The organism is Enterobacter cloacae subsp. cloacae ATCC 13047, from assembly GCF_000025565.1.
GTDB lineage: Bacteria > Pseudomonadota > Gammaproteobacteria > Enterobacterales > Enterobacteriaceae > Enterobacter > Enterobacter cloacae.
Genome location: NC_014121.1, coordinates 4,935,135 through 4,958,658 on the forward strand (window position 1 = coordinate 4,935,135; position 23,524 = coordinate 4,958,658).

A 23,524-nucleotide genomic window follows, 5' to 3' on the forward strand; every position below is an offset into this window, starting at 1 on the left:
AGATTCCCCATTATTATGGTTATTACGATTGTTGTGATGTTGTTGTGTAGCGCTTTATTTCAGTTATAGGTATACCAGTCGCGCTTTTTCAGCATACTCTGCTAAAACATACCCCATTTTTATGATTTTGGAATAGCAAATTTGAAATGAATATATGATAGGCCCGGCAGGAATTTCACCGGGCTTCTGGCTTTAACGAGTCAGCGACGCAGAAATAATGTCCAGCGCTTTACGGAACTGCACTTCAGGGATTGTGAGCGGATAGAGGAAACGGATGACGTTACCGTACACGCCGCAACTCAGAAGCAGAAGGCCTTCCTGCAGGGCTCGCTCCTGAACCTGACGGGTGAATTCCGGTGACGGCAGCCCGGATTGCGGATCGTTAAACTCCACCGCCACCATTGAGCCTTGTGCGCGGATATCCGCGATATATGGACAATGTTCCTTCGCTTTGTTCAGTACTTCCACCAGATGATGACCCAGGTGCGCCGAGCGCGTGCAAAGATCGTCTTCATCAATCACGTCCAGCACGGCATGTGCGGCGGCGATCGCCAGTGGGTTACCGGCGTAGGTACCGCCCAGTCCGCCAGGCGCAGGCGCGTCCATCACCTCGGCGCGGCCCGACACCGCCGAGAGCGGCATGCCACCCGCCAGGCTTTTCGCCATGGTGATCAGATCCGGCTTCACGCAGTGGTGTTCCATCGAGAACAGTTTTCCGGTACGCGCAAAACCGCTTTGCACCTCATCGGCGATCAGCAAAATACCGTGGGTATCGCACAGGGCGCGCAAGGCCTGCATAAAATCCGCCGGTGCAATGTTGAAACCGCCCTCACCCTGAACCGGTTCAAGAATAATGGCCGCGACCTGGTCCGGGGCAATGTCCGCTTTGAAGATACGCTCCAGGCTTTTTAATGCCTCCGCCGTACTGACACCGTGCAGTTCATTGGGGTATTGGGCGTGATATACCGAGCCAGGAAACGGCCCGAAACCCAGCTTGTAAGGGGCAACTTTCCCCGTCAGCGCCATGGTCATCGAGGTGCGTCCATGAAAAGCACCGCCAAAGGCGATCAGGCCAGGGCGTCTGGTGTATGCGCGGGCAATTTTTACCGCGTTTTCGACGGCTTCTGCCCCCGTTGAGAAGAAGGCGGTTTTGGCCGGGCCGTCAATCGGCACACGCGCGTTGATTCGCTCGGCAAGCGACACATAGCCTTCGTACGGCACAATCTGGTACGCCGTGTGGGTGAAGGCATGAAGTTGTTTTTCAATGGCGGAAATGATTTTTGGATGGCGATGCCCGGTGTTCAGCACCGCTATTCCGGCGGCAAAGTCGATATACTCGTTGCCCTCGACGTCCCACACCGTGGCGTTTTCAGCTTTTTCGGCATAGAAGTTACACATCACGCCGATGCCGCGCGGCGTCGCCTGTAAACGCCGGTCGTTCAGTTCGTTATTTTTCACCCTGTCCCCCTGAGAAAGTCGCCTGCTTAGCGCATCAGTAAGTGTTTGCCAGGGGGGAGAAATTCGCCAGAGCGGGCGCTAAAAAAACAAAACCCCCGGATTCGCATCCAGGGGCTCTCGTCATACTTCGCGGAAATTACGCTTCAATCGCGGCGCGAAGTTTTTTCATGGCGTTCTTTTCAAGCTGACGCACACGTTCAGCGGACACGCCGTAGCGGTCGGCCAGCTCCTGCAGCGTGGACTTGTTGTCTTCGTCCAGCCAGCGGGCACGGATAATATCCTGGCTACGCTCGTCAAGGCCTTCCATCGCATAGCTCAGCTTGTTCGCGGCCTGATCTTCCCAGTTGTCCTCTTCAATGCCGTCAGCAAAGTTAGAGGTCTTATCCTGCAGATACAGTACCGGCGCCATTGGCTGGCTGTCGGACGCATCGTCATCGGAAGACATGTCAAAAGTCATGTCCTGCGCGGCCATACGGGATTCCATCTCACGCACGTCTTTGCTGGAAACACCCAGCTCGCGCGCCACCATTTCTACTTCATCCTGATTGAACCAGCCCAGACGCTGCTTGGTTTTACGCAGGTTGAAGAAGAGTTTGCGTTGCGCTTTTGTCGTGGCGACTTTCACGATACGCCAGTTGCGCAGCACGTATTCGTGAATCTCTGCTTTGATCCAGTGCACAGCGAAGGAGACCAGTCGTACACCCACTTCCGGGTTAAAACGACGTACAGCCTTCATCAGGCCGATGTTACCTTCCTGAATCAAGTCCGCCTGCGGCAGGCCATAGCCCGCATAATTACGAGCAATGTGAACAACAAAGCGCAGGTGAGACAGGATCAGCTTTTTCGCTGCTTCCAGATCGCCCTGGTAATGCAGCTTTTCAGCAAGCTCCTTTTCTTCCTCGGCCGTTAACATCGGCCAGGTGTTCGCAGCCCGGATATACGATTCCAGGTTACCAACAGGGGCTAAAGCTAAAGTTTGCATTTCTTTGGTCATTCATTCCTCTCAATGTTTCTTCTGGTCCAGGTTGTCCCCATCAGGCAACAACCATGCCAAAGCGTTTGAGCAACGAGATTAGCATTCACTCTTTTATCAGACAGTGATTTTATCCACAAGTTCCAGGTGCAACGGTGAATAAATTACGCACAAAATGTGACATGGAGATGATAACAGGGGAAGAGACAACAGGGACGCTTTCCCTGCAGAGCGAACATCTCGGTGCAGGGAAAGATTATATCACGCTTTTCTTAGTCGGGAGTAAAGTGGCGTAAATGTTGAACCGTCGCCAGCCATGCTGCCACCCAGCCAATCATGGAGCAAACCAGCAGCAGAAGAAGGCACTCATCGAACCCTAAGCCACTGATATCAAACTTAGTTCCGAAGACCTGCGCCACCTCGGTCACGGCGGAGGAGAGCCGCATCACCAAAATTTCTGACAATATCAGTGAAAGAAATGCGCCGGAAAAACCGAGCAATGCGCCGCCGTAAAGGAACGGACGCAGGATGAAGCCATCCGTCGCACCAATCAGCTTTTGCACGTTGATGGTATCGCGGCGGGCGAAAATGCTCAGGCGCACGCTGTTACCGATGACGAGGAACACCGCCGCCACCATCAGCACGCCAATCATCGCCGACACGCGCCCCACCAGCCCGGTCAGTGCGGCAAGTCGCGCAAACCAGCTGTCGTCCATACGCACTTCATCAATGCCTTTAATGGTAGAGATGCGGTCGCGCAGCGTATTAAGTGAATCCGTTCCCTGGAAGTCGAGCTTCGGGATCACCACCGCCACGGCCGGCAGCGGGTTCTCTTCGAGCATATCCAGCGCGCCGCCAAAGCCTGACCAGTTACGGAACTCACCCAGCGCTTCTTCGCGGGAAAGGTAGTTCACCTTCTCCACGCCCTTCTCGGCCTGGATTTGCCCCACCACCTGCGCCGCGGCGTTATCGTCGAGCGCTTTGTCCAGATAGACCGTGATCTGCGGAGACGGATAATACTGCGACGCCGCCTGATTCACGTTCTTATAAACCATATAGCAGACGCTTGGCAGCGTCAGCGAAATGGCGATAACCATCACCGTCAGGAACGTCGCCAGCGGTTTACTTTTCAGATCCTGCAACGCGCCGTGGAAGGCGTAGCGTACCTGTTCATTGAACACGTTGGTTTTGCGGGAGTTTGGCTTCGGCGCGGCTTTCGCCCGCTTCGGCGCATTACGGTTACCGTCACCGCCACCCTGCGGCTTACGGAAACGGTCAAACCGGTTCCCGAACTGCCGAATCTGGTTCATTGCATCACGCTTGTTCACCGTGCCCTCCGTGCAAATGCCCGTCGCTCAGGGTCAGCATGCGGTACGAACGGCGGGAAATGAGCCCGATGTCGTGCGTCGCCATCAATACCGTCACCCCAACGCGGTTGAATTCCTCAAACAGACGCAAAATCCCTTCAGAAAGGGCGTCGTCCAGGTTACCGGTCGGTTCATCCGCCAGCAATACCGCAGGCTTGTTCACCACCGCACGGGCAATGCCCACACGCTGCTGTTCACCGCCGGAGAGCTGGATCGGAAAGTTCTTCGCTTTGTCCAGCAGCCCGACCTTATCCAGCGCCGCAGAGACGCGACGGCGGATATCATCATAGCTGGCACCGGCAATAATCAGCGGGATCGCCACGTTATCGAAAACGGTGCGATCCATCAGCAGGTGGTGATCCTGGAAAATCATCCCGATCTGGCGACGCAGGAACGGCACTTCGCGGTTCTTAAGACGGCTAATTTCATGGCCGCTGAACCAGATTTTCCCGGCGCTTGGCCGTTCAATCCCACAGATAAGCTTGAGCAGGGTACTTTTCCCCGCGCCGGAATGGCCGGTCAGGAATGCCATCTCGCCTGGCTGCAGGTGGAAGGTCACCCCCTGCAGCGCTTGTCTCCCACCGAGATAGGCCTTGCTGACGTGTTCAAAGCGAATCATTGTTAGTCCTCTCGGGCAAATAATGCCTCAATAAAGTCGTCCGCCTTAAACGGACGCAAATCCTCAATACGCTCGCCCACACCGATGTAACGAATAGGAATGCCGAACTGATCGGCCACGGAGAAGATCACCCCGCCTTTCGCGGTGCCGTCCAGTTTGGTCAGCGTGATCCCGGTCAGTCCTACCGCTTCATGGAACAGCTTCGCCTGGCTGACGGCGTTCTGTCCGGTGCTGGCATCGATGGTCAGCATAATTTCATGCGGTGCGTCTTCGTCCAGCTTCTTCATGACGCGAACGATTTTCTTCAACTCTTCCATCAGGTGCGATTTGTTCTGCAAACGCCCTGCGGTATCGGCAATCAGGACATCCACATTTCGCGACTTCGCCGCCTGGATGGCGTCAAAGATCACGGACGCGGAATCCGCACCGGTGTGCTGCGCAATCACCGGAATGTTGTTGCGCTGGCCCCACACCTGCAGCTGTTCAACCGCCGCCGCGCGGAAGGTATCACCCGCCGCCAGCATCACCGATTTACCCTGCTGCTCGAACTGACGAGCCAGTTTGCCGATGGTGGTGGTTTTCCCGACACCGTTAACGCCAACCATCAGAATAACAAATGGCGTTTTGCCTTCAATATTAAGCGGTTCGTCAACTTTTGCGAGAATTTCACCCATCTCGTCTTTCAGCAGGCCGTACAGCGCTTCGGCGTCGCGCAGCTGTTTGCGGCTCGCCCCTTCGGTCAAGTTGGCGATGATCTTACGGGTGGTTTCCACCCCAACGTCCGCAATCAGCAACTGCTCTTCCAGCTCTTCAAACAGATCGTCGTCGATCTTTTTGCCGCGGAACAGACTGATAAATCCGGAACCTAAATTTTCTTTGGTTTTTAACAGGCTGCGTTTCAGGCGGGCAAAGAAACCTTCTTTGGTCGGTTTTTCCTGCTCCTGAACGATCTCCTCTTCGGCCTGTTCTTCCACGGGCACGACGATAACCGCTTCTTCAGCCGCCTGAGCGGCCAGCGCCTGGGCTTCCAGCTCTTCGTCGGTCAGCACCGGCTCATGTGCCGCTTCTTCTTCCACCGCGTCGACAATTTCCACGGTTTCCACTTCGGCCTGCCACTCTTCAGGGGAAACGTCCTCCGCTTTTACCTCTTCCGGCAGCGGCAACTCTTCATGTTCGATAACGGCCTGCGGCGCTTCAGTAACCGCTTCAACAACAGGTTCTGGCTTTTCGCTCTCCTGAACCTGTTCGGTGACCTCAACCACCTCTTCAGCAAAGGCTTCAGTCTCTTCTTTGCTGTGCGCATGCTCTTCCGCTTCGACAACCGCGGCGGTTTCTACAGGCGTTTCAGGCTGAGACTGCTCTTCAACGGCTTGTTGTTCTTCGGTTTTCTGTTCTGTTTCTTGCTCTTTTTCACCGAAACCCAGCCAGGAAAAGAAGCCACGTTTTTTTTGTTTTGCCATCTGCGACTACACTCCTCGCGGCGCTATATACATGGAAGCTAAAAAATGATGAAATAGTCTAACACTTTACTTAATTGACATCACCGCCCGCAATCGCAGGCCAATTGTTAACAGAGCTTTCCTGAGATGAAGAAACCCAACCGCGCCCCAGCCGGTCAAATTCGTATTATCGGTGGCCAGTGGCGAGGCCGGAAACTCCCGGTGCCGGACAGCCCCGGTTTACGCCCAACCACCGACCGCGTGCGTGAAACGCTGTTTAACTGGCTGGCCCCGTCAATGGTAGACGCCCACTGCCTCGACTGCTTTGCGGGCAGCGGCGCATTAGGGCTGGAAGCCCTCTCGCGCTACGCCGCCAGCGCCACGCTGCTGGAGATGGAGCGCGGCGTCGCGCAGACGCTGCAGCAAAATCTGGCGACGCTGAAAGCCACCAACGGCAAAGTGGTGAACACCAATACGCTCAGTTTCCTCGCGCAGCCAGGCACGCCGCACAACGTGGTGTTTGTCGATCCGCCGTTCCGTAAGGGACTGCTGGAAGAGACGTTATCCCTGCTGGAAAGCAACGGCTGGCTGGCGGATGACGCGCTGATTTACGTTGAAAGCGAAGTGGAAAACGGGCTACCGCCAGTGCCGGTTCACTGGGATTTACACCGCGAAAAAGTGGCGGGTCAGGTCGCTTATCGTCTGTATCATCGTCAGGCACAAGGAGAATCCAATGCCAGTACTGATTAATCTGGGACGTTTGCTGATGCTGTGCGTCTGGGCGTTTTTACTGCTCAATCTGGTGCATCCGTTCCCGCGCCCGATGAATATCTTTGTGAACGTGGCGTTTATCTTTACCACCTTCATGCATGCCCTGCAGATGGTGATGCTGAAAAACGGCTTGCCAAAAGACGGCCCGCAGATGACCGGCTGGCAGCAGCTGCGCGTGTTTATTTTCGGCGTGTTTGAACTGCTGGTGTGGATGAAGAAGTTTAAGGCGCAGGTGAAGAAGTAAGGTGCGGTCTGATGCCCTCACCCTAACCCTCTCCCACTGGGAGAGGGGATCGTATTATTCAGCCCTGAACCCTTCAAACCGCGACCCTTTGTAACTCAGCATCCCTTTCTCACCTACCGTCAGCTGATGGTACTGCTGCGCCTCCAGGCGGAAGGTCATCTCCAGGCCGCCCGTTTCCGGCTTAAAGCTCGCTTCATAGCGCATGGTCGTTCCCGCAGGGGTAACCTGTTGCTGGCGCGAGCGCCGGTCATTAAGGGGTTTTTCGCGTTTATTGCTCACCACCACGCGCTTTTGCATCAACGGCGCGGCGTCGTTATCCGCTTTCTCGCGGCGCTGCTGCACAAAACGGAACGAGGCGGCAATGACGATAATCGCCACCACGATAATGAAAAACAGCGGCATCTTGCTCATTCAACAATCCCATAAGATTATGCGGAATTCAGGATACCCTGACTCCCCCGGCATTGCCAAACGCCTGCCCGCATCACTACACTGAAGATGAAACTGATTATTCAGCCTTAACAGATACAGGGAGTTAATATGCTTTGGTCATTTATCGCTGTCTGTTTTTCCGCATGGCTTTATGTCGATGCGTCATACCGCGGTCCGGCCTGGCAGCGCTGGTTGTTTAAACCCGTCACGCTGTTGCTGCTCCTGCTGCTTGCCTGGCAAGCGCCGATGTTTAACGCCATCAGCTACCTGGTCCTCGCCGGGCTGTGTGCTTCTCTGATTGGCGATGCCTTAACCCTGTTGCCGCGTCAGCGTCTGCTGTATGCCGTGGGGGCGTTCTTCCTGTCGCATCTGCTTTACACCATCTACTTTGCCAGCCAGATGACGCTATCCTTCTTCTGGCCGCTCCCGCTGGTGCTGCTGGTGATCGGCGCGCTGCTGATCGCGGTGATCTGGTCACGCCTGGAAGAGATGCGTCTGCCCGTCTGCACGTTTATTGCCATGACGCTGGTGATGGTGTGGCTGGCCGGTGAACTGTGGTTCTTCCGCCCAACCTCACAGGCGATGTCCGCTTTCTTTGGCGCGGCGCTGCTGTTAATCGGCAATATCGTCTGGCTGGGCAGCCACTATCGCCGTCGTTTCCGGGCTGATAACGCGATTGCCTCCGCCTGTTACTTTGCGGGGCACTTCCTGATTGTGCGTTCGCTGTATATCTAAATAAGCCTTGACTCTGGAGTCGACTCCAGAGTGTATGCTGCGGTTAATGAGAAAATTATCATTACCGGAGAGTGCCATGTCGACTCCAGAAACACCTAAAAAAGCCCCACAATTTTCAGCATTTAAGCTCAGCCCGGTGCCAGCGAAAGATGACTGCTGCTGTGACGGGGCATGCGAAACGCAAAACGCGCAGCCGCTGCCTGAAAGCGGAAACCATTACAGCTGGGTGGTTGACGGCATGGATTGCGCGGCCTGCGCCCGCAAAGTCGAAAATGCGGTAAAACAGATCCCCGGCGTCAGCCACGTGCAGGTGCGCTTTGCGACCGAAAAACTGCTGGTCAGCGCCGAGAGTGACGTCAGCGAGCAGGTTGTGTCCGCGGTCAGCCAGGCCGGTTATTCCCTGCGTAGCGAAACGGCCCCCGCCGAAAAAACCGCTCCGCTGCGAGAAAATCTGCCCCTTATCGCGCTCGTGATGATGATGGCCCTGAGCTGGGGTCTGGAGCAGATCAACCAGCCGTTTGGCAATCTGGCGTTTATCGCCACCACGCTTGTCGGGTTGTATCCCATTGCCCGTCAGGCGCTGCGGCTGATGAAAAGCGGCAGCTGGTTCGCCATCGAAACGCTGATGAGCGTGGCGGCTATCGGCGCGCTGTTCATTGGTGCCACAGCGGAAGCGGCCATGGTGCTGCTGCTGTTCTTAATTGGCGAACGTCTTGAAGGCTGGGCGGCAAGCCGGGCGCGTAAAGGGGTCAGCGCCCTGATGGCGCTTAAGCCTGAAACCGCCACACGAGTAGCCGGAAACGAACGCCAGACGGTGGCCATTAACGCGCTGCGTCCGGGCGATGTGATTGAAGTCGCTGCCGGAGGACGCCTGCCTGCGGACGGTACCCTGCTCACCGCCACCGCGAGCTTCGACGAAAGCGCCCTCACCGGGGAGTCAATTCCGGTTGAACGCACGGCCGGTGAAAAAGTACCTGCGGGCGCCACCAGTGTCGACCGTCTGGTCCAGCTCACGGTACTTTCCGAACCCGGTGACAGCGCCATCGACCGTATCCTGAAGCTGATCGAAGAGGCCGAGGAGCGTCGCGCCCCCGTCGAGCGATTTATTGACCGCTTCAGCCGGATTTACACCCCCGCCATCATGCTGGTTGCCCTGCTGGTCACTATCGTTCCGCCGCTGTTCTTTGGCGCGCCGTGGGAAGGCTGGATTTATAAAGGTCTGACCCTGCTGCTGATTGGCTGTCCGTGTGCGCTAGTGATCTCCACCCCGGCGGCCATTACCTCCGGTCTGGCGGCAGCGGCACGTCGTGGCGCCCTGATAAAAGGCGGCGCGGCGCTGGAACAGTTAAGCCAGGTGCAGCAGGTGGCGTTCGATAAAACCGGCACGCTGACCGTCGGCAAGCCGCAGGTCACCGGCGTGTATCCGCAGGATATCGGTGAAGATGAACTGCTTACGCTGGCCGCCGCCGTAGAGCAGGGTTCCACTCACCCGCTGGCGCAGGCGATTGTGCGTGAAGCGCAGTCGCGCGGGCTGGCCATTCCGGCGGCAACGGCGCAGCGGGCGCTGGTCGGGTCCGGGATTGAGGCCGACATCGACGGTAAAAAGGTGCTGATTGTCGCGGCGGGTAAATCTTCTAACTCAGAGGTTGAGGCGTTAGAACAGACCGGACAAACTGTAGTAACCGTCATGCAGGACGGCATCGCCAAAGGCATGCTGGCACTGCGCGATACCCTGCGTGATGATGCGAAAGAGGCCGTCGCGGCGCTCCATCAGTTGGGCGTCCAGGGTGTGATCCTCACCGGCGATAACCCGCGCGCCGCCGCCGCGATTGCCGGAGAGCTGGGGCTGGACTTTAAGGCCGGATTACTGCCTGCGGACAAGGTCAGTGCCGTGACGGAGCTGAACAGCCATGCTCCGCTGGCGATGATCGGCGACGGAATCAACGATGCGCCAGCGATGAAAGCATCCACCATCGGGATTGCCATGGGCAGTGGTACCGACGTGGCGCTGGAAACCGCCGATGCCGCGCTCACCCATAACCGCCTGACCGGGCTGGCGCAGATGATTTCCCTGGCACGCGCCACGCGCGCCAATATTCGCCAGAACATCAGTATCGCCCTGGGGCTGAAAGGGATTTTCCTCGTCACCACCCTGCTCGGCATCACCGGGCTGTGGCTGGCGGTGCTGGCGGATACCGGCGCGACGGTGCTGGTGACGGCCAACGCGCTCCGCTTACTGCGACGCAAATAACACGCAATGCACGCCTGGCCGGGTAAAGCGTAACGGCAACCCGGCCTTCCCTTCTCAAAAATCTAAACCAGCGTTTCAGAAATTCACGCTTTTGTGAGGCGCTTCACCTCCGTTTTCCAGTCCATAGTGTAATTTTTAAACGTACAAAACTAAAACACCGTTTTAACACTTACCTCACTACCCTGGAGTTGACTTGATGAAAACGACCCTCAAGCCGTTACTGGCCGCTCTGTGTCTGTCTGCTTTTGCCTGCTCCGTTTCTGCGCAAACCATTAAAGCCGCCGATGTGCATCCTGAAGGCTACCCGAACGTGGTAGCCGTACAGCACATGGGGGAGAAACTCAAACAACAAACCGACGGCAAGCTGGAGATCAAGGTCTTTCCCGGCGGCGTGCTCGGGGATGAAAAGCAGATGATTGAACAGGCGCAGATGGGGGCGATCGACATGATCCGTGTCTCCATGGCTCCGGTGGCGGCGATCCTGCCCGATATTGAAGTCTTTACCCTGCCCTATGTGTTCCGCGATGAAGACCACATGCACAAAGTCATCGACGGCGATATCGGCAAGCAGATTGGCGACAAACTGACCGCCAACCCCAAATCGCGGCTGGTGTTTCTCGGCTGGATGGATTCCGGCACCCGTAACCTGATCACCAAAACGCCGATCGTCAAACCGGAGGATCTGAAAGGCAAAAAAATCCGCGTTCAGGGAAGCCCGGTGGCGCTGGCGACACTGAAAGACATGGGGGCTAACTCGGTGGCGATGGGGGTCAGTGAGGTCTACAGCGGCATGCAGACCGGCGTAATCGACGGCGCTGAGAATAATCCGCCGACCTTCATCGCCCATAACTATATGCCGATCGCCAAAAACTATACCCTCAGCGGCCACTTCATTACCCCGGAAATGCTGCTCTACTCAAAAGTGAAATGGGACAAGCTCAGCGCAGACGAACAGCAGAAAATCCTGACCCTGGCGCGCGAAGCGCAGTTCGAACAGCGCAAGCTGTGGCAGGCCTATAACGCCGAGGCGCTGGCGAAGATGAAAGCCGGTGGCGTGCAGTTCCACGAGATCGACAAATCGGTATTTATCAAAGCCACAGAGCCGGTGCGCGCGCAGTATGGCGAAAAGCATCAGGACCTGATGAAAGCCATTGCTGACGTTCAGTAAACGGAGAACGTATGTCCGAACTCTACCTGAAGTGGATGGACCGGCTGTATCTGCTCGCCATGGGCGTAGCGGGATGCGCGCTGCTGGTCATGACGGTGGTGATCCCGATTGGCATCTTCTCGCGCTATGTGCTGAATCGCGGTGAATCCTGGCCGGAGCCGATTGCCATCATCTGCATGGTGACCTTTACGTTTATCGGCGCGGCGGTGAGCTACCGTGCCGGGTCACACATCGCGGTGAACATGCTGACCGACCGACTGCCGGACATGCTGAAAACAGCGTGTGCGCGCGTGGTGGATCTGCTGATGCTGCTGATCTCGCTGATTATGTTCTGGTACAGCTACTGGCTGTGTGTCGAGCTCTGGGAGCAGCCGGTCGCCGAGTTTCCGATCCTGACGTCAGGGGAGAGTTATCTGCCGCTGCCGATTGGTTCTGCGGTGCTGATCCTGTTTGTCATTGAACGTCTGCTGTTTGGCTCACAGGAAAACCGTCCTGTGGTGCTGATCGGCAACCACAGTTAAGGGGTGAACAATGGATGCATTCGTTTTGTTATTCACCCTCGCCATTTTGCTGGCGCTGGGTATGCCGGTGGCGTTTGCCGTCGGCTTAAGCGCCGTCGCGGGCGCGTTGTGGATCGAGTTACCGCTCGAAGCGCTGATGATCCAGATCACCAGCGGGGTTAACAAATTTACCCTGCTGGCGATCCCGTTTTTCATCCTGGCGGGGGCGATCATGGCGGAAGGCGGCATCGCCCGACGGCTGGTGAATTTCGCGTATGTCTTTGTCGGTTTTATTCGCGGCGGGCTGTCGCTGGTGAATATCGTGGCCTCCACCTTTTTCGGCGCGATTTCCGGTTCATCGGTGGCGGATACGGCCTCCATCGGCAGCGTGATGATCCCGGAGATGGAGAGAAAGGGGTATCCCCGCGAGTATGCGGCGGCGGTCACCGCCAGCGGGTCGGTGCAGGCGATTTTAATCCCGCCTAGCCACAACTCGGTGATCTACTCGCTGGCCGCAGGCGGTACGGTCTCCATTGCCACGCTGTTTATCGCAGGCGTGCTGCCGGGGCTGCTGCTGGGACTGTGCCTGATGACGCTGTGTCTGTGCTTTGCCCATAAGCGCGGCTATCCAAAAGGCGAAAAGATCCCCTTTAAACAGGCGCTGAAGATTTTGCTGGACGCTCTCTGGGGGCTGATGACGGTGGTAATTATCCTCGGCGGGATCATGTCCGGGATATTTACCGCCACCCAATCCGCGGCGGTCGCCTGTCTGTGGGCATTCTTTGTCACCATGTTTATCTACCGCGACTACACGTGGAGCGAACTGCCGAAGTTGATGTGCCGGACGGTCAAAACGGTCACTATCGTGATGATCTTGATTGGCTTTGCGGCGGCGTTTGGCGCGGTGATGACCTACATGCAGTTGCCTATGCGCATTACGGCGTTCTTCACCTCGCTCTCGGATAACAAGTACGTGATCCTGATGTACCTCAACATCATGCTGCTGCTGATTGGCACCCTGATGGATATGGCGCCGATTATTCTGATCCTGACGCCGGTGCTGTTGCCGGTGACCCAGTCGCTTGGGATCGACCCGGTCCATTTCGGGATGATCATGATGGTGAATCTGGGGATCGGGCTTATCACGCCGCCGGTAGGATCGGTGCTGTTTGTGGCCAGTGCGGTAAGCAAGCAGAAAATCGAACATGTGGTACGCGCGATGCTACCGTTTTACGGCATGCTGCTGCTGGTGCTGGGAATGGTAACGTACATCCCGGCGATTTCGCTGTGGCTGCCGGGATTGTTAGGCATGCAGTAAGGGGGTTACCCCTTGCGGATCAAATACCGGTACGGCAGCGCTTCGGTCTGCTGTGCCACCAGTTCATGCTCCATAAAGGTACAAAAACCGGGGATATCGCGGGTGGTTGCCGGATCGTCAGCGATGATCAGCAGCGTTTCGCCGGTTTGCATATTGCGCACGGTTTTGCGCACCATCATTACCGGCTCAGGGCAGCGGAGGCCCTGCGCATCAAGGGTGTGGTCTGGAGTGGAAAACAGATCGGTCATGGTGTTCTCGGTCAGATAAAAACGGCTGTAGTTTACGCCCCGTAGCCAGCAATGCAAACCAGGTTAACGGTTGCGTAAAAACTAACCATTGCATTGTCCTGCCAAAGCAGTATCATGCTGCGGTTTTTATTGGGTTCCCTCACCCCAACGTATAAAAAGGTCACAATATGACGCCGTTTTCTGAATCGCAGCGCGTAAAAGCGTTGTTCTGGCTTTCGCTTTTTCATCTGCTGGTGATCACCTCCAGTAACTATCTGGTGCAGCTGCCGATCGCCATCTTTGGTTTCCATACCACCTGGGGCGCGTTCAGCTTCCCGTTTATTTTTCTCGCCACCGATCTGACCGTGCGTATTTTTGGCGCACCGCTGGCTCGCCGCATTATTTTTGCGGTCATGCTGCCGGCGCTGTTCGTGTCGTACGTTATTTCCTCCCTGTTTTACATGGGAAGCTGGCAGGGCTTTGAGGCGTTAACCCACTTCAACCTGTTTGTTGCCCGAATCGCTACTGCAAGCTTTATGGCCTATGCGCTGGGGCAGATCCTCGACGTGCACGTATTTAACCGCCTGCGTCAGAATCACCGCTGGTGGATGGCCCCCACCGCCTCGACGCTGTTCGGCAACGTCAGCGATACGCTGGCCTTCTTCTTCATTGCCTTCTGGCACAGCCCGGATGCGTTTATGGCCGAACACTGGATGGAAATTGCGCTGGTGGACTACTGCTTCAAGGTGCTTATCAGCATTGTCTTCTTCCTGCCGATGTACGGCGTGCTGCTGAATATGCTGCTGAAAAGACTGGCAGATAAATCTGAAATCACAGCATTGCAGGCTGGTTAAGGGTTCGCTTTATCAGTTGTGATAAGATGGACAAATGAGCCGTTATGGCCGTTTATCGAAAGGAAGAAGTCAATGCGCAATCTGGTTAAATATGTCGGGATTGGCCTGCTGGTTGTCGGCCTTGCAGCCTGTGATAACAGCGACACGAAAACGCCTGCTCAGGGCGCGTCTGCAGAGAGCAACGCAACCGGTCAGCCGGTGAACCTGCTGGACGGTAAACTCAGCTTCTCTCTGCCAGCGGATATGACTGACCAGAGCGGCAAGCTGGGTACCCAGGCGAACAACATGCACGTCTATTCCGATGCAACCGGGCAGAAAGCGGTGATTGTGATTGTGGGCGACGATACCAGCGAAGACCTGGCCGTGCTGTCCAAACGTCTGGAAGATCAGCAGCGCAGCCGCGACCCGCAGCTGCAGGTGGTGACGAACAAGTCCATCGAACTGAAAGGCCACACGCTGCAGCAGCTGGACAGCATTATCTCTGCAAAAGGTCAGACAGCTTACTCTTCCGTGGTGCTGGGTAAGGTTGATAACAAACTGCTGACCCTGCAGATCACCCTGCCAGCGGAAGATCAGCAGAAAGCGCAGACTGCCGCTGAAAACATCATCAACACCATCGTGATTCAGTAACACGTCAGGATGATGACGTGGCCTCCGGTGCCTGCACCGGAGGCCATTTTTTTAGCCGCCACGTGAGCATCAGGGCCATCACCACCAGACCCGCAGCCGCAAGATAGATAACCGGCACGCCTGCCCAGGCCATGACCAGCCCAGCCAGCGGCCCGGTAATGCCCAACGACATATCCATAAACACCGTGTAGGTTGCCAGCGCCGCCCCCTGATTCTGCGGCGGCACGGCTTTCACCGCCACCACACCCAGCGCCGGGAAGACCAGCGAAAAACCGGCTCCGGCGAATAACACGCCAACTTTTGCCATCCACGGCGCGGTCGCTATACCGGTCAGCAGCAGCCCGACAATCTCAACCGCAAAGCAGATCATCGCCACATTCAGCCCGCCCAGGCGGTTAATACCGTTCGGGAAGAGCAAACGGGCACCCACAAACGCACAGCTGAACAGGGTTAACGCAAAGGCCGCCCCATCCCAGCCTTTGGCGTCATAAAACAGCGTGATAAAGGTGGCGATCACCCCAAAGCCGGTGGTTGCCAGCGCCAGTGCCATACCATACGGCCAGACGCGCCCCAGCACTGCCCGGAACGGCAGCGGTTTACCTTTGCTGGCCTTCACTTTCGGGCGCGGCAGGGCAAACAGGATCGCCACCAGCGCGACCACCATAATGGTGCCCGCCAGCCCGTACAGTCCGCCATACGCATAGCACATCACCCCAAGCGGGGCGCCAAGCGCCATTGCCCCGTAGGTGACAATGCCGTTCCAGGAGATCACCCGGCCAATGTGCGGTGCCCCGACCACGCCTACGCCCCACAGCGTCGAGCCGGTTCCTGCCAGGCTTTGCCCAATACCGAGGATCACCCGGCCCAGGCACAGCAGCACCAGGCTGACCAACGGCCAGTGGCTGGTCGTTGCCGCCAGCAGGTAACTCAGGCCACTGAGAAAACAGCCGCATAATCCTGTGATCACAATGCTCTTCGGCCCGAACAGATCCGCGTAGCGACCCGCATGCGGGCGACTCAACAGCGTGGCGAAGTACTGCAGGCTAATCACCAGCCCCGCCCAGAATGCGCTAAACCCCATCACGTCATGCACATAGCCCGGCAACACCGCCAGCGGCAGGCCAATCGTCAGATAACTGGCAAAGTTAAAAATCACAACGGAGACAATGCGCAGATTAAGGCGTAATCCGCTTAATGCCGGTTCGGCGGCGGGTTCGGGCATGAGGTTTTACCTGGATTTTTGCAACAGTGTTTCACTATTACCACGACGCCAGCAGAAAATCAGCAGCGACTTTCAGATTAACGGTGCCAGACGAAGCGAAACCCGCGCACTACACTTAACGGGCAATCACATTAAGGAACACGAATGACCCCTAACCCGCCCGACAAAGCAGGACTCCACATCCTGTTAAAACTCGCCTCCCTGGTGGTGATCCTCGCCGGTATCCATGCTGCCGCCGATATTATTGTCCAGCTTCTGCTGGCGCTCTTTTTTGCCATTGTGCTTAACCCGCTGGTGACCTGGTTTTTGCGCCGGGGTATCAGCCGCCCGGTGGCCATAACCATTGTGGTTATCGTGATGCTGATTGCCCTCACTGCCCTTTTCGGCGTGCTGGCCGCCTCGCTGAGCGAATTCTCCACGATGCTGCCGCAATACAACAAAGAGCTGACGCGCAAGATCGTGGCGCTTCAGGAGATGATGCCGTTTCTGAATCTGCATATTTCGCCGGAACGGATGTTGCGCCGGATGGATTCCGAAAAAATCATGACCTACGCCACCACGCTGATGACCGGCCTGTCCGGCGCCATGGCCAGCATTTTGCTGCTGGTCATGACGGTGGTGTTTATGCTGTTCGAAGTGCGCCACGTGCCCTATAAGCTGCGTTTCGCGCTGAATAATCCGCAAATTCACATCGCCGGTTTACACCGCGCGTTAAAGGGCGTCTCCAAATATCTGGCCTTAAAAACCCTGTTGAGCGTCTGGACCGGCGTGATTGTCTGGCTGGGGCTGATGCTGATGGGCGTGCAGTTCGCGCTGATGTGGGGAGTGCTGGCGTTTTTGCTGAACTACGTGCCCAACATTGGCGCGGTACTCTCCGCCGTGCCGCCCATGATTCAGGCGTTTCTGTTTAATGGCTTCTATGAGTGCATGCTGGTGGGGGCGCTGTTCCTCGTGGTGCATATGGTGCTGGGGAATATTCTTGAACCACGGATGATGGGCCACCGGCTGGGCATGTCGACGCTGGTGGTGTTCTTATCCTTACTGATTTGGGGATGGCTGCTGGGCCCGGTTGGGATGCTGCTGTCGGTACCGCTCACCAGCGTCTGTAAAATCTGGATGGAGACCACCAAAGGCGGCAGCAAACTGGCGATACTGCTGGGGCCGGGCCGACCCAAGAGTCGGCTTCCCGGTTAATCGTCTGGGGTGAGACGGAACATGACTCTACGGGAAATTTTTAGGAGAAACGTTATTCGCAAGCCTGCGACAACACTGTACGATGTACGCTGTAACATCGCGCTTGCGAAGTAAAAATCACAGAAACAGGTTTATCGCGGACGCGCGTAGATGAAATTTACCCTCACCATTATCGACTGGCAGGCCAGAGCGCCAGGACTCAGCGATGCCGGCGCATGGCAGGCATGGTCGCGCCAGTCTGACGCCATCGATCCCGCCGCGCCGCTTGCAAAACTGACCGATCTGCCGATGATGACCGCCCGCCGCCTCAATTCGGGCAGTAAGCTGGCGGTGGATATTGGTCTTGCGATGCTGCGCAAACATCGTATCGATGCCGTGGTCTACAGCAGCCGCCATGGCGAGCTGGAACGCAACTACCGTATTCTGCAAGCGCTGGCGACGGAGCAACCCGTCTCCCCCACCGATTTTGCAATGTCTGTTCATAACGCCGCGGTCGGCAATCTTACGATCACCGCAGGTCAGCCGATTGTCTCATCCTCGGTCTCCGCCGGGATGGACACCTTCCAGCAAAGTTTGTGCGAAGTGTTGAGTCTGCTTCACGCGGGCTACTCCCGCGTTTTGCTGGTGGATTTTGACGGCGTCCTGCCCGAGTTTTATCACGCCGGGCTCCCGCCGCAGATGCCCGTCTGGCCTTACGCCCTTGCGCTGGTGATTGAAGCCGGGGACGCGCTCTGCTGTGAAACCCATCGCGAAAGCACATGGGAAGAGCCCGCGCTGCCGCAAAGCCTTCAGTTCCTGCGACATTACCTGAGCGACGCGCGGCAATTTGCCCTGGCGGGCGAGCGTTTGCAGTGGCAGTGGACGCGCCAATGAGCCAGATCCTCTCCCGCCTCGATCGGTTATGGCGCATGCTGATGACCGGGTTTTGCTTCGCCCTGTTTGGCCTTGGCGGGCTGCTGCTGTCGCTGGTCTGGTTTAACCTGCTGCTGATTTTTCAGCGCGATCGCACGGCACGCCGCCGACTGGCGCGACGCAGCATCTCCGCCAGTTTTCGGCTGTTCCTGGCGGTCGTTCGCGGAACCGGCGTGCTGGATTACCGCTTTAACAATCTGGACGTTCTGCGCGCCGAGCGCGGCTGCCTGGTGATAGCCAACCATCCTTCGCTGCTGGACTATGTGATCCTCGCCTCGGTGATGAACGAAACCGACTGTCTGGTGAAAAGCGCGCTGCTGCGTAACCCCTTTGTCAGCGGCGTGATCCGTGCAGCCGATTACCTGATCAACAGCGAAGCAGAAACGCTGCTTCGTGCCAGCCAGCAGCGTCTGGCGCAGGGTGACACCCTGCTGATTTTCCCGGAAGGCACCCGCACCCGCGTGGGCGAAGCCATTACCCTGCAGCGGGGAGCGGCGAATATTGCCGTTCGTTGCAACAGCTCTCTGCGCGTGGTGGTGATCCACTGTAGCGAACGCATGCTGGATAAACAGAGTCGCTGGTACAATGTGCCGCCCAAAAAACCCATTTTTACCGTGGATGTTCGCGAACGCATCAACATTCATGATTTTTACGATGCGAGCCAGCACGAACCTGCGCTGGCGGCAAGGCAGTTAAACCGGCATATGCAGCAGCAATTAACATCCGGTCTTCAATCTTTGTCAGGAATGAAAGATGCAAGCGCTCTATCTTGAAATTAAGAATCTCATTATCTCTACGCTGAATCTGGAAGAACTTACCCCAGAGGATATCGACACCGACGCTCCGCTGTTTGGTGACGGACTGGGTCTGGACTCTATTGATGCCCTGGAGCTGGGGCTGGCTGTGAAAAATCAGTACGGCGTAGTGCTTTCTGCCGAGAGCGACGAGATGCGTCAGCACTTCTATTCCGTTGCCACGCTCGCCGCTTTTATTCATCAACAACGCGCCTGAGAATGACCCGCTATGACAGAACAAGAAACCCTTTATCAGGAAGTCTCTGCGCTTCTTATTAAACTTTTTGAACTCGACCCTGAGCTCATTACGCCGCAGGCCCGGCTTTACGAAGACCTGGATCTCGACAGCATTGATGCCGTAGATATGGTGGTTAACCTGCAGAAGAAGACGGGGCATAAAATTAAGCCTGAAACCTTCAAAGCGGTGCGTACCGTTCAGGACATCGTCGAGGTTGTGGAACAACTCCAGCGCGACGCCTGACGTGCCTGCCATTCCGCTCATCCCGATACTGACAGGTCTGATGCTGCTGGCCTGGCCGTTTTTGATTGGCTATGGCCTTGCAAGCCACCATTTGCAATGGATATTGCCCCTGATGGCGCTGGTGTTGCTGCTGCGTGTCTGGCAGACGCGCCAGCAGCGCGGCCCCTTGCGCTACGTTTTCCTGAGCGTGGCGCTGGCCGGGGCAGTGCTGTGCGTGGCGAGCCTTTTTCACGCTCACCTGTGGGTGCTGTTTTATCCGGTGGTCGTTAATCTGGTGATGCTGGTGGTCTTTGGGGGCTCGCTGTGGACATCCATGCCGATGGTGGAACGGCTGGCGCGGATACGGGAGCCCCAGCTGTCTCCTGCCGGGGTTCGTTACACGCGTAAAGTGACGAAAGTCTGGTGCGGCTTTTTTATCGGCAATGGCGCAGTCGCGCTGTTTACCGTGCTGTACGCCGACCTGCGCCTGTGGACGCTGTGGAACGGGATGCTTTCCTACATCCTGATGGGAACGTTAATGGCGGGTGAATGGCTGGTGCGACAACGGGTAATAAAAAACGATGGATAAACCGCTTCCTCTGAGCCAGTGGCTAAACGCCCCGCGTCCTGATGAGACGCCTGTCGCTTGGCTTGACGATCGTATCTGGACGCTGGGCGATCTGCGCCACGATGTTACGCAGCTGGTCGACGCGCTGCGTCAGGAAGAGGGCGAGCGCTGGGCGCTCTGTTTTGAAAACGGCTATCTTTTTATCGTCGCCCTGCTGGCGGCGCTTCATGCGGGTAAAACCCCCGTGCTCCCCGGGCACAGCCGGGGGGCGCAGCTTAACGAACAGCGGGCTATGTTCAGCGGCGTCCTGAGCGACACCACGCTCGAGTTTTCAGGGCGACTGCGGTTGGTCATCGCCACTGCGCCGACAAACACCCCCTTTTCCCCCTTGCCTGCCATTGACGAGACGCGCGTTATCGAGCTCTTTACCTCTGGCTCCACCGGCACGCCGCAGCGGGTGATTAAGCCGGTGATCGGCCTGGATCGGGAAGCCCGTCTGCTCGCCGATCGGTTTGGCGAACGGCTGACAGGCTGTCACGTCGTGGCCTCCGTGGTGTTGCATCATCTGTATGGCCTGACGTTTCGTGTTGTCTTACCCATGGCGCTTGGCCTGCCGCTGCACGCCTCCCTGCTGCAGTATGCAGAACAGCTGTCAGCGCTGCCGCAGGACAAACGGTATCTCTTTATCAGCAGCCCGGCATTCCTCAAGCGGCTCGACACCTCGCTTGTGCCGCCTCCGGTTGCCCTGCTGCTCTCAGCCGGGGGCGAACTGCCCTGGCGCGACATCATTCCTTGTCATGACTGGCTGAACGTCTGGCCTGATGAAATTTACGGCAGCACCGAAACGGGCGTTATAGCCTGGCGTCACCGTCTGGATGAGACAACGCTCTGGCAGCCGTTTCCCGGCGTAACGTTCCACGGCGATCGGGTGATGTCGCCACTGATCCGCGAGGCTGAAGGAGTCGTGCTGGATGATATCCTGCATTTCGCGGCTGACGGGCAGTTCAACATCATCGGACGCCGTGGCCGGGTGGTCAAAATTGAAGACAAACGCATTTCGCTCGATGAGATTGAGCAGCGGTTACTGGCGCTGGACGGCATCTGCGACGCCGCAGCGCTGGCGGTCACTCGCCGTGGTCGTCAGGCCATTGGCGTGCTGCTGGTACTCAGTGACGCGGCGCGCTTGCACAGAGACAACGGGGGTAAAAATGCCCAGGAATCCGCGTGGCGTCGCGCCCTTCGCCCCTGCCTTGAACCGGTTGCCGTGCCCCGCTACTGGCGCATTGTCGATGAAATCCCGGTCAACAGCATGAACAAGCGTGTGACTGCACAGCTACAGGAGTTATTTCATGAAGATTCATGAAATCGAACGCCACCAGACTCACCCGGAGCATCTGGAGATAACGCTTTATCTTGATCCTGACCTGCTCTGGTTTAAGGGACATTTTGCTGTCCAGCCCCTGCTCCCTGGCGTTGCACAACTCGACTGGGTGATGCATTACGCTACCACCCTGATGGCACCGGGCTACCGTTTTCACAGCATTCAGAATGTGAAGTTTGCGGCCCCGCTGTTGCCGGACAACACGGTGACGCTGATCCTTGACTGGCACCCTGCCCGTCAGATGCTCAGCTTCAGCTACCAGCGCCATGCGGGCAGTGAACGCCATACCGCCAGCAGCGGGAAGATTCGCCTATGTCAGTAACGTTCCGCCCCTGCGTGTTGATCCCCTGCTACAACCACGGTGCGATGATGGCCGCGGTGCTCGCACGTCTGGCACCGTTTGACCTCCCGTGCCTGGTGGTTGACGATGGTAGCGAAGAGAGCACGCGCCACACCCTGGCACACTTAGCGGAGCAGCATCCGCAGGTTACGCTGCTGCGTCTGGCGAAAAACAGCGGCAAAGGCGCGGCGGTAATGGCGGGGCTGAAAGCCTGCGCAGAGCGCGGCTTCACTCATGCAATCCAGGTGGATGCCGACGGCCAGCACGCCATTGAAGATCTCCCCCGTTTTCTGGCGGTGGCGCAACGTCACCCCGAGGCGCTGATTTCCGGTCAACCCGTTTACGATGACTCCATACCCCGTTCGCGCCTTTACGGACGCTGGATAACGCACGTCTGGGTCTGGATTGAAACGTTGTCCCTGCAGCTTAAAGACAGCATGTGCGGCTTTCGGGTCTATCCGATCACGCCGGTGATGCAGCTTGCCGCACGTACCCCGCTCGGCAAGCACATGGACTTTGATACTGAAGTGATGGTCCGCCTCTACTGGCAGGGCACGCCCAGCTATTTTCTGCCCACCCGCGTCACCTACCCGGCAAACGGTGTATCCCACTTCGATGCGCTAAAAGACAACGTGCGCATCTCGCTGATGCATACCCGTCTGTTCCTGGGGATGCTGCCGCGCATCCCTTCCCTGCTGATGCGCCGTCGGCCGCAGCACTGGGCGCAACAGCAGGAGGTCAAAGGGCTATGGGGTATGCGCCTGATGTTACGCGTCTGGCAACTGCTTGGGCGCAAGGCCTTCACCCTCCTGCTGTGGCCGGTCACCGCCGTTTACTGGCTTACCGCCCGTTCGGCGCGTCAGGCGTCGCGGCAATGGCTTAGGCGGGTTAAAGAGGTCATGGCACAGCGACAGATCCTACCGCCCCCCCGGCTGAACAGCTTTTTTCACTTCCTGCGTTTTGGTCATGCCATGCTGAACAAGGTGGCCAGCTGGCGCGGCGAGATGAAGCTGCATCGCGATCTGGTGTTTGCACCGGGTGCCCGCGAGGCGCTGGGGCTGGACGATCCACAGGGTAAACTGCTGCTGGCCTCGCATCTTGGCGACGTGGAAGCCTGCCGGGCGCTGGCACAGCGTGAAGGGGGGAAAACCATCAACGCCCTGGTCTTTAGCGATAACGCCCAACGCTTTAAGCAGATTATGGAAGAGATGGCTCCGCAGGCGGGCATTCACCTGATGCCCGTCACTGACATCGGCCCGGAGACCGCTATCCTGATCAAAGAAAAGCTGGATCGCGGCGAATGGGTGGCCATCGTGGGCGATCGTATCGCCGTCACACCGCAGCGCGGCGGCAGCTGGCGAGTGATCTGGAGCGCGTTTATGGGCCAGCCCGCGCCGTTCCCGCAGGGGCCGTTTATCCTGGCCTCCATTCTGCGCTGTCCGGTGGTGCTGATTTTTGCCCTCAGCCAGCAGGGGACGCTGACCCTGCACTGCGAACCGTTCGCCGACCCGCTGCTGTTGCCGCGCGGTGAACGTCAGCAGGCGCTGCAACATACCGTCGATCGCTACGCGCAGCGGCTGGAACATTACGCCTTACTGTCACCGCTCGACTGGTTTAATTTTTTCGATTTCTGGCAGTTGCCCGAAATCAGCGAGAAGGAGTAAAGG

At 57.3% G+C, this 23,524-nt stretch carries 25 protein-coding genes and 1 pseudogene; 18 read left to right on the plus strand and 8 right to left on the minus strand.

Annotated elements, in window-relative coordinates; genetic code table 11:
- Positions 1-192: 192 nt before the first annotated feature.
- The 5 genes from ECL_RS24025 to ftsY form a co-directional block, all read right to left on the minus strand.
- Positions 193-1,458, minus strand: a complete 1,266-nt coding sequence (locus tag ECL_RS24025) for a 4-aminobutyrate--2-oxoglutarate transaminase (protein WP_013099137.1) — start codon at positions 1,456-1,458, stop codon at positions 193-195.
- A gap of 136 nt (positions 1,459-1,594) precedes the next feature.
- Positions 1,595-2,452, minus strand: a complete 858-nt coding sequence (gene rpoH, locus ECL_RS24030; protein ID WP_008500093.1) for an RNA polymerase sigma factor RpoH — start codon at positions 2,450-2,452, stop codon at positions 1,595-1,597.
- Positions 2,453-2,703: 251 nt separating this feature from the next.
- The gene (ftsX, locus tag ECL_RS24035; protein WP_013099139.1) at positions 2,704-3,759 is read right to left on the minus strand and encodes a permease-like cell division protein FtsX; all 1,056 of its coding nucleotides are present in this window, start codon (positions 3,757-3,759) and stop codon (positions 2,704-2,706) included.
- The gene (gene ftsE / locus ECL_RS24040) at positions 3,746-4,417 is read right to left on the minus strand and encodes a cell division ATP-binding protein FtsE (RefSeq protein ID WP_013099140.1); all 672 of its coding nucleotides are present in this window, start codon (positions 4,415-4,417) and stop codon (positions 3,746-3,748) included. Before ftsE ends, ftsX begins: the two co-directional genes overlap by 14 nt.
- A 2-nt stretch (positions 4,418-4,419) precedes the next feature.
- Positions 4,420-5,877 (minus strand): signal recognition particle-docking protein FtsY, encoded by a 1,458-nt coding sequence (gene ftsY, locus ECL_RS24045; RefSeq protein ID WP_013099141.1) that lies wholly within the window; start codon positions 5,875-5,877, stop codon positions 4,420-4,422.
- 126 nt (positions 5,878-6,003) lie between these two features.
- On the opposite strand from ftsY, the gene rsmD reads away from it, so the two are divergent.
- Both rsmD and ECL_RS24055 read left to right on the plus strand, forming a co-directional pair.
- Positions 6,004-6,606, plus strand: a complete 603-nt coding sequence (rsmD, locus tag ECL_RS24050) for a 16S rRNA (guanine(966)-N(2))-methyltransferase (RefSeq protein WP_044157738.1) — start codon at positions 6,004-6,006, stop codon at positions 6,604-6,606.
- Positions 6,590-6,871 (plus strand): DUF1145 family protein, encoded by a 282-nt coding sequence (locus ECL_RS24055; RefSeq protein WP_013099143.1) that lies wholly within the window; start codon positions 6,590-6,592, stop codon positions 6,869-6,871. Before rsmD ends, ECL_RS24055 begins: the two co-directional genes overlap by 17 nt.
- A gap of 54 nt (positions 6,872-6,925) precedes the next feature.
- Here the strand turns inward: ECL_RS24055 and ECL_RS24060 are convergent, their stop codons facing one another.
- Entirely contained in the window at positions 6,926-7,282 is a 357-nt protein-coding gene (locus ECL_RS24060) for a DUF2500 domain-containing protein (RefSeq protein ID WP_029883607.1), read from the minus strand.
- Positions 7,283-7,411: 129 nt separating this feature from the next.
- Here ECL_RS24060 and ECL_RS24065 point away from each other — a divergent pair, with 129 nt between their 5' ends.
- The 5 genes from ECL_RS24065 to ECL_RS24085 all read left to right on the plus strand — a co-directional run bounded on the left by ECL_RS24065 (position 7,412) and on the right by ECL_RS24085 (position 13,275).
- On the plus strand, positions 7,412-8,038 hold the full coding sequence (locus tag ECL_RS24065) for a lysoplasmalogenase (RefSeq protein WP_013099145.1): 627 nt from the start codon (positions 7,412-7,414) through the stop codon (positions 8,036-8,038).
- Positions 8,039-8,114: 76 nt separating this feature from the next.
- On the plus strand, positions 8,115-10,289 hold the full coding sequence (zntA, locus tag ECL_RS24070; RefSeq protein ID WP_013099146.1) for a Zn(II)/Cd(II)/Pb(II) translocating P-type ATPase ZntA: 2,175 nt from the start codon (positions 8,115-8,117) through the stop codon (positions 10,287-10,289).
- Positions 10,290-10,485: 196 nt separating this feature from the next.
- Positions 10,486-11,457, plus strand: a complete 972-nt coding sequence (locus ECL_RS24075) for a TRAP transporter substrate-binding protein (RefSeq protein WP_013099147.1) — start codon at positions 10,486-10,488, stop codon at positions 11,455-11,457.
- 11 nt (positions 11,458-11,468) lie between these two features.
- Entirely contained in the window at positions 11,469-11,978 is a 510-nt protein-coding gene (locus tag ECL_RS24080) for a TRAP transporter small permease (protein WP_013099148.1), read from the plus strand.
- Positions 11,979-11,988: 10 nt separating this feature from the next.
- A complete protein-coding gene (locus ECL_RS24085) occupies positions 11,989-13,275 on the plus strand; it encodes a TRAP transporter large permease (RefSeq protein ID WP_013099149.1) in 1,287 nt (428 codons plus the stop codon).
- A 5-nt stretch (positions 13,276-13,280) separates the two neighbouring features.
- Here ECL_RS24085 and tusA read toward each other — a convergent pair whose 3' ends face one another.
- The gene (gene tusA, locus ECL_RS24090) at positions 13,281-13,523 is read right to left on the minus strand and encodes a sulfurtransferase TusA (RefSeq protein ID WP_014833603.1); all 243 of its coding nucleotides are present in this window, start codon (positions 13,521-13,523) and stop codon (positions 13,281-13,283) included.
- A 167-nt stretch (positions 13,524-13,690) separates the two neighbouring features.
- Here tusA and ECL_RS24095 point away from each other — a divergent pair, with 167 nt between their 5' ends.
- Entirely contained in the window at positions 13,691-14,356 is a 666-nt protein-coding gene (locus ECL_RS24095) for a 7-cyano-7-deazaguanine/7-aminomethyl-7-deazaguanine transporter (RefSeq protein ID WP_013099151.1), read from the plus strand.
- Positions 14,357-14,428: 72 nt separating this feature from the next.
- Positions 14,429-14,986 carry a DcrB family lipoprotein gene (locus ECL_RS24100; protein WP_013099152.1) on the plus strand — a complete coding sequence of 186 codons (558 nt, stop codon included), beginning with the start codon at positions 14,429-14,431 and terminating at the stop codon, positions 14,984-14,986.
- 4 nt (positions 14,987-14,990) lie between these two features.
- Here ECL_RS24100 and ECL_RS24105 read toward each other — a convergent pair.
- A pseudogene (locus ECL_RS24105) lies at positions 14,991-16,243 on the minus strand (MFS transporter).
- Between the two features lie 109 nt (positions 16,244-16,352).
- Here ECL_RS24105 and ECL_RS24110 point away from each other — a divergent pair.
- The 9 genes from ECL_RS24110 (at position 16,353) to ECL_RS24150 (ending at position 23,521) form a co-directional block, all read left to right on the plus strand.
- Complete coding sequence (locus ECL_RS24110; protein ID WP_013099154.1) at positions 16,353-17,402, plus strand: AI-2E family transporter; 1,050 nt, start codon at positions 16,353-16,355, stop codon at positions 17,400-17,402.
- Positions 17,403-17,552: 150 nt separating this feature from the next.
- Positions 17,553-18,275 (plus strand): beta-ketoacyl synthase chain length factor, encoded by a 723-nt coding sequence (locus ECL_RS24115; protein ID WP_013099155.1) that lies wholly within the window; start codon positions 17,553-17,555, stop codon positions 18,273-18,275.
- Positions 18,272-19,087, plus strand: a complete 816-nt coding sequence (locus ECL_RS24120) for a lysophospholipid acyltransferase family protein (RefSeq protein WP_013099156.1) — start codon at positions 18,272-18,274, stop codon at positions 19,085-19,087. The genes ECL_RS24115 and ECL_RS24120 overlap by 4 nt, the downstream gene beginning before the upstream one ends.
- Positions 19,068-19,325, plus strand: a complete 258-nt coding sequence (locus ECL_RS24125; RefSeq protein WP_010436544.1) for a phosphopantetheine-binding protein — start codon at positions 19,068-19,070, stop codon at positions 19,323-19,325. The genes ECL_RS24120 and ECL_RS24125 overlap by 20 nt, the downstream gene beginning before the upstream one ends.
- A 12-nt stretch (positions 19,326-19,337) precedes the next feature.
- Entirely contained in the window at positions 19,338-19,589 is a 252-nt protein-coding gene (locus tag ECL_RS24130) for an acyl carrier protein (protein ID WP_013099157.1), read from the plus strand.
- The gene (locus tag ECL_RS24135; RefSeq protein ID WP_013099158.1) at positions 19,561-20,157 is read left to right on the plus strand and encodes a COG4648 family protein; all 597 of its coding nucleotides are present in this window, start codon (positions 19,561-19,563) and stop codon (positions 20,155-20,157) included. Before ECL_RS24130 ends, ECL_RS24135 begins: the two co-directional genes overlap by 29 nt.
- Positions 20,150-21,499 carry an AMP-binding protein gene (locus tag ECL_RS24140; protein WP_013099159.1) on the plus strand — a complete coding sequence of 450 codons (1,350 nt, stop codon included), beginning with the start codon at positions 20,150-20,152 and terminating at the stop codon, positions 21,497-21,499. Before ECL_RS24135 ends, ECL_RS24140 begins: the two co-directional genes overlap by 8 nt.
- The gene (locus ECL_RS24145; protein WP_013099160.1) at positions 21,486-21,839 is read left to right on the plus strand and encodes an ApeI family dehydratase; all 354 of its coding nucleotides are present in this window, start codon (positions 21,486-21,488) and stop codon (positions 21,837-21,839) included. Before ECL_RS24140 ends, ECL_RS24145 begins: the two co-directional genes overlap by 14 nt.
- Positions 21,830-23,521 carry a glycosyltransferase family 2 protein gene (locus tag ECL_RS24150; protein ID WP_013099161.1) on the plus strand — a complete coding sequence of 564 codons (1,692 nt, stop codon included), beginning with the start codon at positions 21,830-21,832 and terminating at the stop codon, positions 23,519-23,521. The genes ECL_RS24145 and ECL_RS24150 overlap by 10 nt, the downstream gene beginning before the upstream one ends.
- The last annotated feature ends 3 nt before the right edge of the window (positions 23,522-23,524 follow it).

Coding starts and splice junctions, on each gene's coding strand:
- rsmD (WP_044157738.1), top strand. CDS start 6,004: ATGAAGAAACCCAACCGCGCCCCAGCCGGTCAAATTCGTATTATCGGT.
- ECL_RS24080 (WP_013099148.1), top strand. CDS start 11,469: ATGTCCGAACTCTACCTGAAGTGGATGGACCGGCTGTATCTGCTCGCC.
- ECL_RS24150 (WP_013099161.1), top strand. CDS start 21,830: ATGTCAGTAACGTTCCGCCCCTGCGTGTTGATCCCCTGCTACAACCAC.
- ECL_RS24140 (WP_013099159.1), top strand. CDS start 20,150: ATGGATAAACCGCTTCCTCTGAGCCAGTGGCTAAACGCCCCGCGTCCT.
- ECL_RS24065 (WP_013099145.1), top strand. CDS start 7,412: ATGCTTTGGTCATTTATCGCTGTCTGTTTTTCCGCATGGCTTTATGTC.
- ECL_RS24120 (WP_013099156.1), top strand. CDS start 18,272: ATGAGCCAGATCCTCTCCCGCCTCGATCGGTTATGGCGCATGCTGATG.
- ftsE (WP_013099140.1), bottom strand. CDS start 4,417: ATGATTCGCTTTGAACACGTCAGCAAGGCCTATCTCGGTGGGAGACAA.
- ECL_RS24110 (WP_013099154.1), top strand. CDS start 16,353: ATGACCCCTAACCCGCCCGACAAAGCAGGACTCCACATCCTGTTAAAA.
- ECL_RS24085 (WP_013099149.1), top strand. CDS start 11,989: ATGGATGCATTCGTTTTGTTATTCACCCTCGCCATTTTGCTGGCGCTG.
- ECL_RS24075 (WP_013099147.1), top strand. CDS start 10,486: ATGAAAACGACCCTCAAGCCGTTACTGGCCGCTCTGTGTCTGTCTGCT.
- ECL_RS24095 (WP_013099151.1), top strand. CDS start 13,691: ATGACGCCGTTTTCTGAATCGCAGCGCGTAAAAGCGTTGTTCTGGCTT.
- ftsY (WP_013099141.1), bottom strand. CDS start 5,877: ATGGCAAAACAAAAAAAACGTGGCTTCTTTTCCTGGCTGGGTTTCGGT.
- tusA (WP_014833603.1), bottom strand. CDS start 13,523: ATGACCGATCTGTTTTCCACTCCAGACCACACCCTTGATGCGCAGGGC.
- ECL_RS24055 (WP_013099143.1), top strand. CDS start 6,590: ATGCCAGTACTGATTAATCTGGGACGTTTGCTGATGCTGTGCGTCTGG.
- zntA (WP_013099146.1), top strand. CDS start 8,115: ATGTCGACTCCAGAAACACCTAAAAAAGCCCCACAATTTTCAGCATTT.
- ECL_RS24125 (WP_010436544.1), top strand. CDS start 19,068: ATGCAAGCGCTCTATCTTGAAATTAAGAATCTCATTATCTCTACGCTG.
- ECL_RS24060 (WP_029883607.1), bottom strand. CDS start 7,282: ATGAGCAAGATGCCGCTGTTTTTCATTATCGTGGTGGCGATTATCGTC.
- ECL_RS24145 (WP_013099160.1), top strand. CDS start 21,486: ATGAAGATTCATGAAATCGAACGCCACCAGACTCACCCGGAGCATCTG.
- ECL_RS24100 (WP_013099152.1), top strand. CDS start 14,429: ATGCGCAATCTGGTTAAATATGTCGGGATTGGCCTGCTGGTTGTCGGC.
- ECL_RS24115 (WP_013099155.1), top strand. CDS start 17,553: ATGAAATTTACCCTCACCATTATCGACTGGCAGGCCAGAGCGCCAGGA.
- ECL_RS24130 (WP_013099157.1), top strand. CDS start 19,338: ATGACAGAACAAGAAACCCTTTATCAGGAAGTCTCTGCGCTTCTTATT.
- rpoH (WP_008500093.1), bottom strand. CDS start 2,452: ATGACCAAAGAAATGCAAACTTTAGCTTTAGCCCCTGTTGGTAACCTG.